General features: G+C 45.7%; 10 protein-coding genes. 1 reads left to right on the forward strand and 9 read right to left on the reverse strand.

Annotated elements, in window-relative coordinates; genetic code table 11:
• Nucleotides 1–62: 62 nt before the first annotated feature.
• From AC0LWF_RS07070 to AC0LWF_RS07110, 9 genes are all read right to left on the reverse strand, one after another.
• A complete protein-coding gene (locus tag AC0LWF_RS07070; RefSeq protein ID WP_474650842.1) occupies nt 63–1,310 on the reverse strand; it encodes an ABC transporter substrate-binding protein in 1,248 nt (415 codons plus the stop codon).
• 169 nt (nt 1,311–1,479) lie between these two features.
• A complete protein-coding gene (locus tag AC0LWF_RS07075; protein WP_474650843.1) occupies nt 1,480–3,000 on the reverse strand; it encodes a response regulator in 1,521 nt (506 codons plus the stop codon).
• 2 nt (nt 3,001–3,002) lie between these two features.
• A complete protein-coding gene (locus AC0LWF_RS07080) occupies nt 3,003–4,811 on the reverse strand; it encodes a sensor histidine kinase (RefSeq protein ID WP_474650844.1) in 1,809 nt (602 codons plus the stop codon).
• A gap of 623 nt (nt 4,812–5,434) precedes the next feature.
• Nucleotides 5,435–6,244, reverse strand: a complete 810-nt coding sequence (locus AC0LWF_RS07085) for a hypothetical protein (RefSeq protein ID WP_474650845.1) — start codon at nt 6,242–6,244, stop codon at nt 5,435–5,437.
• A gap of 196 nt (nt 6,245–6,440) precedes the next feature.
• Nucleotides 6,441–8,048, reverse strand: coding sequence for a gamma-glutamyltransferase family protein (locus AC0LWF_RS07090; protein ID WP_474650846.1), 1,608 nt, complete (start codon nt 8,046–8,048; stop codon nt 6,441–6,443).
• Between the two features lie 92 nt (nt 8,049–8,140).
• The gene (locus AC0LWF_RS07095; RefSeq protein ID WP_474650847.1) at nt 8,141–9,523 is read right to left on the reverse strand and encodes an ABC transporter substrate-binding protein; all 1,383 of its coding nucleotides are present in this window, start codon (nt 9,521–9,523) and stop codon (nt 8,141–8,143) included.
• A 104-nt stretch (nt 9,524–9,627) separates the two neighbouring features.
• Nucleotides 9,628–10,503 carry a carbohydrate ABC transporter permease gene (locus AC0LWF_RS07100; RefSeq protein ID WP_474651216.1) on the reverse strand — a complete coding sequence of 292 codons (876 nt, stop codon included), beginning with the start codon at nt 10,501–10,503 and terminating at the stop codon, nt 9,628–9,630.
• Between the two features lie 11 nt (nt 10,504–10,514).
• Nucleotides 10,515–11,405, reverse strand: coding sequence for a carbohydrate ABC transporter permease (locus AC0LWF_RS07105; protein ID WP_474650848.1), 891 nt, complete (start codon nt 11,403–11,405; stop codon nt 10,515–10,517).
• The gene (locus AC0LWF_RS07110) at nt 11,402–12,517 is read right to left on the reverse strand and encodes a polysaccharide deacetylase family protein (protein WP_474650849.1); all 1,116 of its coding nucleotides are present in this window, start codon (nt 12,515–12,517) and stop codon (nt 11,402–11,404) included. Before AC0LWF_RS07110 ends, AC0LWF_RS07105 begins: the two co-directional genes overlap by 4 nt.
• A gap of 317 nt (nt 12,518–12,834) precedes the next feature.
• On the opposite strand from AC0LWF_RS07110, the gene AC0LWF_RS07115 reads away from it, so the two are divergent.
• Nucleotides 12,835–13,590, forward strand: a complete 756-nt coding sequence (locus AC0LWF_RS07115) for a GntR family transcriptional regulator (protein WP_474650850.1) — start codon at nt 12,835–12,837, stop codon at nt 13,588–13,590.
• The last annotated feature ends 119 nt before the right edge of the window (nt 13,591–13,709 follow it).

Consider the following 13,709-nt stretch of genomic DNA (forward strand, 5'->3'; position numbering starts at 1 on the left):
TTGGCCATAGAATAAAAAACCGTTCCCGTTACGTCTAGAAACGGGAACGGTTTTTGTCAGTCTTACTTGAATTCTTGTTGGATGGCATCCATGATTTCTTTAGGCGATTTCTTAGCTCCGCCCAGAATCGTGGCTTCTACTTGATTCACAAGCTCATCCTTAAATTTCTTCGTTTCTGCCGGGTAGGCGAAGTCGGTTGCCGTTTTCAGAGCCGGTTCGACGGATTTGAATTCCGGATTTTCTTGAAAGAATTTCGGCGTCAACGTCTTGACGGCGGAATTGCTGCCGTTCTTCATGAACTCCGTTTGCGTTTGGTCGTTGGTCATATAGTAAGCCGCTTGGAGAGCCGCTTGCTTATCCTTCGCGTCCTTCAGCACCACGTAGCCGTCCGCAATCATCGTACTTCCTTCCGTCGTTCCTTTCGGTACCGGAAGCGCGACGTATTTCAAGTTCGGAGCCGCGTCCTTCAAGAAGCTCTTATACCAATAGCCGCCCGTCGTCATGGCCGCCTTGCCGTTTGCGAAGACTTCGCCGTCCCAGCCGTAGCCGAGCGCTTTTGGCGTTACGGCTACGCCATCCTTATACATGTCGAAAATCTTTTGCAGACCGTTAACATTTTCCTGCGAGTTGATGGTTTTGCCGTTGCCCCATCCGCCGCCGTAGCTCTTCACGTAGTTTGTGATGTGGTACGGGTCAATGTTGATGACAATACCATGAACATCTTTGGTCGTCAGCTTTTTGGCCGCGGCCTGCACTTCATCCCACGTGGTCGGGTACGCGCCAAGGCCCGCTTTCTTCCACATGTCCTCATTGATGAAGAACATACCCGGCATAACGCTGCTCGGCAATCCGTATTGCTTGCCGTCCACTTTCCAGATGTCGTTCGCGGAAGGAACATAACGGTTCATGTCCACGCCGGCAGGTCCGATCAAATCATCCAGCGGAGCGAACATGCCTTTCGTGATGTATTCATAAGAGCCTTCGTTCGTAATTTTAATGAAATCAGGCGCTACGCCTGCGGCGATTTCACCTGGAAGCGTATTCCAAAATTGATCGCTGCTAGGATATTGCTTGATCTTGAGATCGATGTTCGGGTATTGCTTGGAAATGTTGGAGGCCGCTTCCTGATAAATTTTCAAGTCCTCCGCTGTCCCCCAGAAGCCCATGGTGATCGTCGTTTTTTTACCGGTATCCGACGAAGCTTGTCCGCCTTCGCTTGCGTTGTTGTTCTTGCTTCCGCAGGCCGCCAGCACGAAAATCATGCAAAACGTCAGCAAGAGCGCTGATCCATATTTCATTTTCTTACTCATCCAAGCATCCCCTTGTCTGTAATATGTGTGCTCTCTCATCATAAGGGATCGATTTCGCAATCGAAATCATTCAGATATTCATTCATTTAACGAAATGAACCTGTTTTTATCCGCAGCTGCCAATCGGAGACTCGCTTTTAATTAAATTATCTTTTTTTTAATTAATTCATCAAAGCTCCTTGCGGTAATCCGAGGGCGACATTCCCTCATACTTGTTGAACACGATCGCGAAATGCACTTGGCTGTTGAAGCCGACCCTTTCCGATATTTCATAAATTTTGTAGGTATAATCCTTCAGCAGCTCTTTGGCGTGCCGAATTCGAACGACGTTTAGGTAATCGAATACGCCTCTGCCCACTTCTTGTTTGAAGAGTCTGCTTATATAGTTAGGGCTGGAATGAAACGTATCGCCAAGCAGCTTAAGCGAGATATTCTCGTTGTACCGGTTATCGATAAATTGGACCACGTTGCGGATTAGGGGACTGTATTCCTTGTTTTTCCCGATAATGCGGGCCCTCAGCTTCTCGTTAAACGCGGCGTGATAATAGGCGGAGCATTCGGTAAAATCATCAAGCTGAGCTGCTTCTCCGGTGTGTACCTCTTCGTCCTCCCCTTCCGTCATCATGAACAGAAGACCTTCGTACACCTTTTTGACGTCTCTTTCATTCATCCATTCATAATTCTGGATCAATTGCTCCCAATTCGCGAGAGAAGCGGCGAATAAGTCGTAGTTCTCCTCCTTCAAGCAGGCCTTCATCGACACGATAGCCGTACCGATTTGCTCTTGCACCGACTCATCGTCGCGTTTGCGGTTCTGGTAATAAAATACCGGATCGTTCGGATGGTAAAACTTCATTTGCAACGCTTCTCTAGCCTGATCAACTGCCTGAGGAAGCTCTGCATACGTATGAAAGGCATCACTAATTCCGAAAATAGGCTCGATATTGAGAAAACGTTTCAAGGAGCTGTGAATCAAATACACGATATCATTGACATGTGTGAATGAAGCCTGCGCGCTGTTGGAGTCGCTATGCGAGAGGACAACGAGGAAAGCATTGTCTTCGAGCTGAATAAATTCCGTTTCCTTTTCCTTTGCTAAAAGCTCGTTGACGATATTGGAAATGGTGGTGGGCAGAAAAGCCGCATTCCCCTGCGTGTACCGCTTCAAAACATGTCCAAACCGTTTAACTGTAAACAGAACTGCGTAAAGATTGCTTTCCTTTAGCTTGGTTTCTTCCGTGCGTTCTGAGGTTCCTGCGATCATTTCCCGAAGAATCGAATCTTTCCCCTGCTTAATCCCCTCAGGTTTCGCACCGGTGGTTGTTTCCTCCTGGAATTTCTGAAGGGAGCTAATGATCTCCTGAACGTTCATGCCGGGTTTATGAAAATAATCTAAAGCGCCTAATTGCATCGCTTGTTTGACGTGAACGAAATCGTCGAAACTGCTTAGCATGATCACCTTGGTACTCATTCTTCGGTCCCGAATGGCAGTTAATACTTCGATGCCATCTTTCTTAGGCATCTTGATGTCCAGGATAACGATATCCGGTTTTAATTCTTCGATTAACTGCAGCGCTTCCTCGCCGTCCGCCGCTTCTCCGACGATTTCCATTCCGGCTTCTTTCCAGTTGTAAGACGACTTAATTCCGATTCTGACCAGCGGTTCATCGTCCGCGATTAATATTTTCATTTTTAGTCACCTTTATAGTCTTGTTTTACTATGGGCACGATAATGGTGGCCGTAGTACCGACATTCTCCGCGCTTGTGATCGTCAGTCCGTAGCTTGTCCCGAAGTGCAGCTCGATCCGTTTGCGAATATTGGAAATGCCAATGGCATTCAGATTATCGTCCGTATTCATGCTTGAATTCATGCTTTCTAGCTCCTGGGGAGACATGCCTCTTCCGTTATCCGTAACAATCATCCTGATAGTCCCCGCTTCTTCATACACGCGGATTATAAGCTTCCCTTTATAGGGAATTTTATCGAATCCGTGAAAGATGGCGTTCTCTACTAAGGGTTGAAGCAGAAACTTCAATATTTGATTATCCCAAACGCCTTCATCGATTTCGAAAGACACGTCGAACTTGCCCAAATAACGGATGTCTAATATTTTCGTGTAATCACGAATGAATTGAATTTCTTCCCTGACGCTAACGAAATCAAGTTGCGTTCTGGCTGTAAATTGAATAACCGAAGAAAACGCAGTCAGTGCCTCTTCAATGCCGGACGCTCCTTGCATTTTAGCCATCCACTTGATCGAATTCAAGGTGTTGTACATAAAATGAGGCCTTATCTGCGATTGCAATGCAAGGGTTTCAAGCCTTCGTTTCTCTTGTTCTTCCGTATATATTGTCCGAATCATCCTTCTAATGTCCTGAAGCATCCGGTTGATCGTTACGCCTATTTTGCCGATTTCACCATGTTGAATGTCAATGGAGATATCGAGTTCACCTTGGGAAACGAGCTTCATTTGCCGCTCCAATCGATATAGAGGTTTCGTGACGCCGGTCGCAATATAAATCGAAGCGGCGATCGATAAACCGAGCAGCACGAAAAGAGAGATGGCTATCGTTCTTAGGATCGTGTTCACGAAACCGAACAGTTCATTTTTAGGTATAACGCTCACCGCACTCCAACCGGACAGACTTGAAGTAGCGGCAATCGCATACTGCTGCCCGTCTTGATATAACTGTTCCTTGCCTCCCGAGACGGCCTGGAAACTCTTGCCTAGTATGGCTTCAGCCGATTTCCCAATGTCGCCGCCGGCTTTACTGTAAATGACGTTTGCGTTCTGATCCACGAGGTAAAACCGCGCATGCTCCGTAAACGGAATATCGCTCCACAGCGACTTTAGATTTTCCGCGTTAATATTGAACAGAATAAATCCGAGATTCTCTTTTGAAAAAGGATCCACCACCGCTCGTCCGATTGAAACGACGGGTATGGGTTTTATGGAAAGCAATCTTTCCTCATGAATGCCTACAGAAACATATTTCCCATTCTGTCGCAGAATGTTTCGGACAAACGGTTCACTATAGAATTCATGCTCTAAATAAACATGATTCATATAGTCCTCATTGCTTCTTCCGAGGATCATGTGATTCTTACTCTGATAGATCACGGCGGAATCGATTAGATCCGTATAGAGCATGATGCTATTTCGGATCATATCGCCGACCGCGTTAAATGCTTGCGTCCTTTCGAATAACGGATACGGAACGGAATCGTAGTCCTTCCGCATCATTTGGAACAACGCTTTATTTTGCACAGGAAACGTCGTCAATCGCAATAACGGCGATAGCGATGTATCAATATTTCGCGCGATTTGCTTATTGTTAGCCAAGGCTGCGTCGAGGATCATACGCTGATTGGATTGGACGAACAGCCAGGATAAGGTGCCGCCGATAATGATAAAAGGGATCACGATGAAACAGGCAAAAGCAAAAACCAGCTTTTGCCTGAGACCCATATGAAGCCATTGATTCTTAAGCGCCTTCATAACCTCACTCATTTCATTCTGACTGGGAATATTCTCAACGATTCTTAACTTACCTTCCCTTGTTCTTTGATAGGAAGACAGACTGTTTGGGCCAAGCCCCATATGAAGAGTTTTCTTTCGCGAGTATAGGGCATACGCAGACGGAAATCAACGAAATGAGATCCGAATATGTTTACATCCTAGATTTCAACGTGATTGGACGGCCCGCGGTCCGCGATCGTTTGCGCCGCGCTGCTTGTCCGGCGGTCACCGCAGCTCCATTACACCGGACCTTGCGCTCAAAAACTAGGTGCTTCAGGCTCGCCTCTTCGTCGAGCCCAGGATGGTGCCCAAACAAAAGGAGCCATCATCTCGCAATGGCTATCAATCAATAAATTAAGCACGATCATAAACACATTGAAGCTACAAAACAATCCCATTCCATACCAATTGATTTCACAAATGCACGTGTAAATTCCATTTTCATTGCGAACCCATCCCCCTTTATTAATGTCAGGAATTCAAAGTCGTTAAATAATCCTGCCCGTTACTTCAACAAAAAGAGGAGCAAGCTGCCGCGGCATCTGCTCCTTGTTTCGTTGAACTATCGTTACCCGTTTGCTGAATAAAGTTGCTGACAAGCTCTATTTTTCATTTTTCCAACCTGCATTTAACCATTCGTACAGTTCGGGTGACTCTGCACGTATCTTGATGGAATCATTACTTAGAACAATTTCGCCTTTTAAGGTAGTGCAGCTTTTTGAACCACTCCCATCAGCATTAGTTTTGGAAACACAGTTATAGCCAGTTTCAACATACATGAACTTTCCATCATTCATTTTTAATTTTATAATCATTGGGTAGCCATGCTTTCCATATTCCTCTTGAACTCCGATAGGCTTTGAAGAGTTTATCCAGCTAACAATTTTATTGATTATAGCTTTTCCAGTTTCATTAGTGCTTTGATACAAAGGGGAGCCTTTAGTTCCTGGTAATCCCCCGACAACCTGCAAAGATGCAATATCTTCGACCTTAAGTGATTGCGTCATTGTATATAACGCATAGCCCCATTTTCCTGCGAAAATTAAGTCATAGTTTGTTCTAGGGTCCCCATTACTATAAACCACCAACGTACCAGGACCACCGTCTCCTAATTCAAATTGTCCTTCTTCACAAGATACATATCCAAATTTCATACCTGGCTCCGCAGATGAATTTTTATCTTTCAATATGTATTTTTTTCCTGCCCACTCCATCGTTATAGGTGGTTTTTCACATGAAGACGTTTCTGCAACGAGTGTTTTCAACTCATTTTGTGGCTCTTGTACACCAGCGGTAGTCGGGCTTTCATTTGACTGTTGAATATTTGTCAGAGGTTGATTTTCATTTACCGAGCATCCAGCAATCATTAAAACAACAAAGGCAAACAAAGTTGCAAATTGGGTGAATTTCATTGGTCTTGAGCAACCCTTCAGAGTAATTTGTTTACAGATATGACGAATGCTCTATAAGTAATGTTGCAAATGTATTTCACTCTTCTGCCCGTTAGCTGAACGGAGGCAGCCGATCATCTGTGGTCAGCTGCCTCCGCGATTTTGTTGAGTTCTCGTGCCCGTTCGTTGAATGACGTTATCACATTCTCCTTCTACGTTACCATGCTGCCGTACAGCTGTCCGCTCTCGGCTCGGTTCCACCTGCCAGTACACCGGTCTCTTTATCCCGCCAAATGATTTGTCCTCGGCCAAACATGCCTGAGTCCAGCGCCCGCTGCACGAGATGGCCTCTTCTTGCCAGCGCCTGGGCAATAGAGTCGGGAAATTGCGGTTCGACTTCGATGACCTTGTCTCTCACCCAACGCCACCTTGGCGCATCCAGAGCTGCTTGCGGATTTAACCCGAATTGAATCGTGTTCATTAGTAGTTGGACATGAGCCTGAGGCTGGATTGATCCGCACATGACACCGAACGGACCGACCGCCTCCCCGTCCCTGGTTAGAAAACCCGGAATAATCGTATGAAACGGCTTTTTACCGGGCGCAAGCACATTCGGGTGGTTCGGATCAAGTTCGAAGCCGGTGCCGCGGTTTTGCATACAAATGCCCGTCCCGGGAATGACAATTCCGGATCCAAAATCCCAAGCATGACTTTGAATGAACGAAACCATATTTCCTTCTCCATCGGCCGCGGCCAAATAGACGGTCCCGCCCTTCTGAGGCTCTCCCGGCGAAGGCTGCAGAGCCTCTTCATGAATCAAATCTCTTCTTACATTTGCATATGTATCCGAGAGAAGATGTTCAATGGACACATCCATCGAATTTGGATCGGCAATATATTGTTGACCATCCACAAAAGCCAGCTTAACCGCCTCAATTTGCTTATGGTAGGAGTCCACCGTATCCTTCGCATCAAAATCAAGCCCCTTCAAAATATTCATGGCAATTAGCGCAATTAATCCTTGACCGTTCGGGGGAATTTCCCATACGTCATATCCCTTGAATTGAATATGAATCGGATCTACCCATTCCGGCTTATAAGCTGCAAGATCTTCCTTCGTTAAGAAGCCTCCGTTCTCGCGATAGAAAGCATCTATCTTCTGTGCATACTCGCCGCGGTAGAACGATTCTGCATTCGTCTCACCGATCGAGCGTAGCGTCCTCGCATGGTCCGGCGAACGCCAAATTTCACCGGCGAGAGGAGTTCTGCCTTGGGGTGCGAACGTAGAGAACCATTGCGTGAATACTTCATCTCTTAAAGCGCTTATCGTTTCAAATCCAAGCTTCCAGTACTTCGCAATGGTAGGCGAAACGGGAAACCCCTGCTCCGCATAATCAATTGCAGGCTGTAATACTTCGATTAGCGGAAGACGACCGAAACGTTTAGACAATGCCGCCCATGATGCTGGTGTTCCCGGAACCGTTACAGGCAATACACCATAGGTTGGGACCTCTTCATAACCATTCTTTTGGAAATGTTCAAGTGTGATTGAGGCTGGGGAAGGCCCGCTTGCGTTCAAGCCGTGAAGCTTCCCTTCCGTCCAGACGAGCGCGAAGGAATCCCCTCCAATGCTATTTGAGTTTGGCTCCACTACAGTCAGTACAGCTGCGGCGGCGACAGCAGCATCGATCGCGTTGCCGCCTCTCTTCAGCATGTCCAGCCCCGCTTGCGCCGCAAGAGGCTGCGTAGTCGATACCATGCCCTTCTTGGCAAAAGTCGTCATACGTTGGGAGGGATAAGGATTAAACAAGGGATCATTCTTCATATCTGTTATCACGCGCCCTCTCGGTTTATTTCTTGCCTTTGTTAAAGAAGAGGAAGATGGATTTCTCCAATCTTCCTCTTCATCATTCCGGATTATTTGCCGGCGCTGCTTTTCTCCTTAATTCCCTGCAGCAATTTATTGAATTTATCATTGATGTCCGGCAGTACGGCTGCCGGATCGGCATCATTGACGTAGATCTGCTGTTGTTCATTCTGCATGAACGGAGAAATTTCGCCATAGCCCGCAATCAAATGGTTTGGCGATTCCTTGCCGTGAGCAATTGAATCTTGTACAACGCTCGTCAAGTAGTTCAGGTCAACGGTATCGCTGAATTGCTTTAGCCACTCCGTATAGGCGGCGGAATCCGCAGGCGGATAACCCGTAGTCGTCGTGAATGTTTTTTGCATTTCCGGGGTAGTCAGAAATTTCACGAGTTTCCAAGCCGCATCTGGATGCTTCGATTTGGAAGAAATCATAAGCGGGTCCGTGTAAACCATCGGTGTGGAGGTCCCTGCAGGCCCAATCGGCATCGGTTCGACGCCAAAGTTAAACTTCGCATCCTTGAATCCGCTTAATTGCCAAGCGCCGTTCAAATCAAATACAACTTTTCCTGTCAAATCCGGATCGCCAGTTTTCGAAATCGCATCGTTCACGGCCTGGGTAGGCGATACTTTCTCTTTAAAGATTAAGTCTTGAGTGAACTGAACAGCCGACACAAATTTTGGATCTGTTAAGTTTGCCTTATCCAGGAAACCGGTTTTATACGCGTCTTGGAAAATATCCAATCCCCAGTCCCAACTGTATGTAGCCATGTGACTGCCCATATTCCAAGTGAAACCGTAAACGGCGTCCGGCTTTCCATAATTTTTGGTCGCTTGTTTGGCCAACTCAACAAGTTTGTCCCATGTCCAAGCAGGATCTCCATATTTATAATCCGGAAGGCTGATGCCATCCTGTTTCACAATATCTTTATTATAGAAAACTAAGCTTGGGAAAATGGAAAACGGAATCCCGTATTGTTTGCCGCCCACATTATAAATGTTCATTGACGCTGCAGGTAGATTAGGATTGTTCAAATCTTTCAAATAAGGCGTCAAATCCAGCGTCAGTCCGCGAGTCATATAATCGACGAATCCGCTTTCTCCCCAATGGCTCCATACGTCAGGAGGAGTGCCCCCGGCAACAAGCGTCGAAAACTTGGAATCAAAATCTTCATATGGCGTCGTGATGATATCTAATGTAATGCCGGGATTCTCTTTCTCAAATTGAGGTTTAACCACATCTGCGAAAAACTTGTCCCGAATGCCGTCATCGGCTGCATTGAGAACGGTCAGCGTTATCGGTTCAGATGACTGGCCCTTGCTTTCATTCGTAGATGATGCGCTGGAAGCAGCATTATTGGTTCCGCATCCTTGGAGCATGAACATCGAAACAACAGTAGATACGGATAAAACAGCTAACCATTTCTTTTTCATAGCGGTATAGACCTCCCTGAATTGGCTTCATCTTATTCGTATTTAACGAGTTCATACAAACGATAAACCAAGTTTCCCTCGCTTCACCTCCATCCCAGATATCATCATTTCAATCCAGATACGACTATGCCTTCTACGAAATATCGTTGCGCGAAGAAGAATAGAACAATTGGCGGTAAGATCGCTATTAATGAAGCTGCCATCAGCCAATTCCAAGGCACCACGGAATACATGCTAGTAAATGAGGACAGTGCAATAGAGACCGTATATTTCCGATCGCTGTTCAAATAGATTAACGGGCCAAGATAATCATTCCACCTCCACATAATTCCGAATATAGCGGAGCTGGCAATGGCTGTTTTGCATAGCGGCAATGCGATACTCCAAAACGTTCTGAATTCTCCGCAGCCGTCCAGCTTGGCTGCTTCGAATAACTCATACGGCAGCGTATTGAAAAACTGGCGGAGCAGGAAAACAATGTACGCCGAAGCGAAGAATGACGGTACGATGAGCGGAAGGTAAGTATTTGTCCATCCCAAATCTTTAAATAACACAAACTGCGGTATCATCGTTACCGGATAAGGAATCATCATGCTTGAGAGTAGAATCATAAATTGGAAATTACGGCCTATTCCTTTAAAGCGCGAGAAGCCGTAGGCGACGATTGCCGAGGATATGACTTCGCCAAACGTTCCGATCACGGAATACATCGTTGTATTGTAAAAATAGTGACCGAAATCTCTGCTTCTCATCGCATCGATAAAGTTATGCCAAAGAATTTTATCCGGAATCCAATGCGGTGGAAACAGGAATACTTCCGTCTTGGATTTTAATGCTGTACTAAGCATGATATAGATCGGTAAAATCATGACCGTACATACAAGGACGAGCAAAATAAAAGCGGTCGTCTTAATTGCCTTCTCACGCCTTTTCGCAGAACCGTAGAGAGAGGATTTGGATCTCCCAATCGTACGAGACATATTAGCCACGATTACGCGCTCCCTTCGTAATGCACCCATTTATTAGACAGCTTCATCATGACATAGGTTAATAGGCTGACGACTACGAACAGAATCCAAGCCATTGCTGAGGCATACCCTAAATTGAACGATTTGAAAGCTTGCTGATAAAGATAAAACACATAGAAATATGAGCCGTAGTTTGGACCGCCATTAGTCATGACGGCTGCCTGCACAAACACTTGAAATGAACCGATAATGCCTGTAATCAACAGGAACAACGTAACTGGCGAGACCATCGGAACGGAAACATGCCAGAACTGCCGAAGTTTAGATGCGCCATCGATCTGCGCGGCTTCGTACAGGTTAGCCGGAACCCCCTTCAAGCCGGCGAGATAGATGACCACATTGTTGCCAAGCGTCCAAAAGGACATCATAATTAACGAAGGAATAACCAGCTTCTGATCCGATAGCCATTGGGGTCCCACGACATGAAATATTTTGTATATCGCCACATTCACCACGCCAAAGTCCGGATTCAACAGCCAGAGCCATAATAAAGATAGAGAAACGCCTGAAACGACAGAAGGCATGTAAATAATCGTACGGAAGACCCGTTGGCCTGGAAGTTTCATATTGAGCAGCATAGCGGCGAGCAAGGATAATAAAAGGCCGGCCGGAACACCCACTAACGTATAGTAGAGCGTAACCCTTGATGACTTCCAAAACAGGCTGTTGCCAAATAAGTCGGAATAGTTTTTCAATCCGATAAAAACCGGCGCATTCGCGATGTCGTATCGCGTGAAACTATAGTATCCCGAAACCAAAATTGGACCGCCGATGAAGAGAATGAAGCCAATCAGCCATGGAGAAATAAACGTATACATATACAAGGTTTCGCGGAAACTTGTCTTATTCTTCAAAAGAGAAGGCTCCTTTCTTTAGGTGCGGATTCCGACTTGTATTCCGCTTTCCATCCCATTTGCGCGCACATTTTATTCAGACGTCTCATTTCCTTGCTTGCGCTGATGTAAGAGCACCCCATCGTTGCCGCTTTCTTGGCCGTCCATCTTAGGATGTATACCAATGCATCCGCCGTGAATTCCTTGGTGGCAAAGTCTAGCAGCACTAACGTATCTCCATGTGCCTCCGCCTGGACATAAGCCCAGAAAGAATCATTAAATCGGCGTGCATGCCATAGGATGGAGCGGTCGGCTGAATTGCGCTGTTCAAAACATTCCCTCATCTTGAAAGTCCAGCTGGCTTCCTTGCCAACTCCTCTTGGAATTTGCGGGATTGCCCAATCCGACATCTCCGCAGCAAGCTGCTGCAGATCAGCCAAATGATTCACTTCCTCCCAGTCCTCGGTCGAATACGGAACTTCATCCGGGACTTCAATCAATAGGTGCCAGGCACGGTATTTAGGAATGATCCCCATCGCAAGGAGAAATTCAGACATTTTTACAGGTGCAAGCGCTTCGTGATGAACTAGCCGTACTAGCCTTTTCACGGCTTCAGGAGTTCCTCTTGCGATATCATTGGCGTGATGCACGAAGATGACGCCATTTTTAATATGGGGTTTAAGCCGTTCAACAATTTGATCCGGGTTCGTTCCCGCCCAATCGCCCGAGTCTTCCCCTTCGATATCCACGTACCCGCATTCAGATAGCCATTCTAAGCTTTGATCATTATATGAACGGTAAGGAAATCTCATAAAGTTCGGGCAAAATTGCCCTGTTGCTTCCTGGAAAGCCAGCTCCGTGAGCATTATTTCTTCAAAGAATACTTCTTTCGTCACTTCCGCCATCCTGCGATGATGATACGTGTGTGGAGCAAGTTCATGGCCCCGGTCGATGATTTCCCTTGCATTCCAAGGATTGCGATCCATCCATTCCCCTGTGAAGAAGAAGGTACCGACGACTCCATGTCGCTCTAAAGCTTCAAGCCAAGGCTCCAATTCCAAATAAGTTGTTCCGTCATCGAACGTGAATGCGCACTGCCTTTGATCTGGATGCCCATTTTTTATAATAATCATCTTTCAACATCCTCTTTTTTTTTAATAGAATGGTATTAATTTCATAAATAGAGCGCTTACAATAACATTGGCAGTACGATTTATGACTTGCTTTGTTTACATTGGTCACGGATTGGTAATGGAAACCCTATTTGTCTCTAAATTTATCACCCCCACCTTAGACAGTCAATACAAATGTCACATTTCAGATACATTTAATATTCATTTGTACTCGATGTAGAGGAATTTGTATTTTTAGATTGATTTTTCACTTCGTTCCGGTATGATTAATGTATATTTGTTTACTTAGTTTTACCTTTACCTTGGGAGGCTCAACCATGACAAAGAAAGAGCAGCCGCTGTACTACAGCGTGAAAGACAAAATTCTCGAAATGATCGAAACCGGCAAATATGTAACAGGGCATCAGCTACCGACAGAACACGAGTTATGTCAAATGTTTGATGTCAGCCGAACTACGGTACGCCAAGCCTTGCATCAACTTAAATTGGAAGGCTATGTGAATCAGGTTCAAGGCAGCGGTACGTTCGTCTCAGGATCCAAATTTCAACAATCGCTTTCCAGTAATGTCAGCTTCGTGGAAACTATGAAAGATTTGGGTCTATCTTATGAGACCAAAGTCAACGAATTTACGATTGTACCTGCCACGTTGAATTTAGCCAATCGCCTTCATATTCCTGAGGGAACGCCAATCTTCAAGGTTATCCGAACCAAATATGTTGAAGAATCTCCTCTTCTATACGCAATAACCTACATTCCTTGGACGATTACACCCGGTTTGACTCAAGACGATTGCAAAGAATCTCTGTACGCCGTATTCCAACACAAATATCACCAAGAATTGATGAAATGCGTCGAACAAATCGAGCCCATATTGATCGATGAACAAGCTAGCACGTTTCTCGAGGTACCGATTGGAGCGCCAGCATTGTTATTGAAATCAATCACTTATAACATCAAGGAAGAACCGATCGAGTACTCGCAAGAGGTTTACCGCGGAGATCGTTCGAATTTCACCTTTGAACGGAGTCTAAGAGTCAAATCGGATGTGGAACCGTCCGAATTTATTCGCTGAGAAAGACCGAGCATAAAAAAGCTTCCCGAGAGCGGACCGGGAAGCTTTTTTCATAGTTGCGCAGTTAAAGACGAGTCAATAGGTCACTACATGAATTCTCCATCGCACCTGTAAGTATA

This window comes from Paenibacillus sp. sgz302114, from assembly GCF_056120345.1.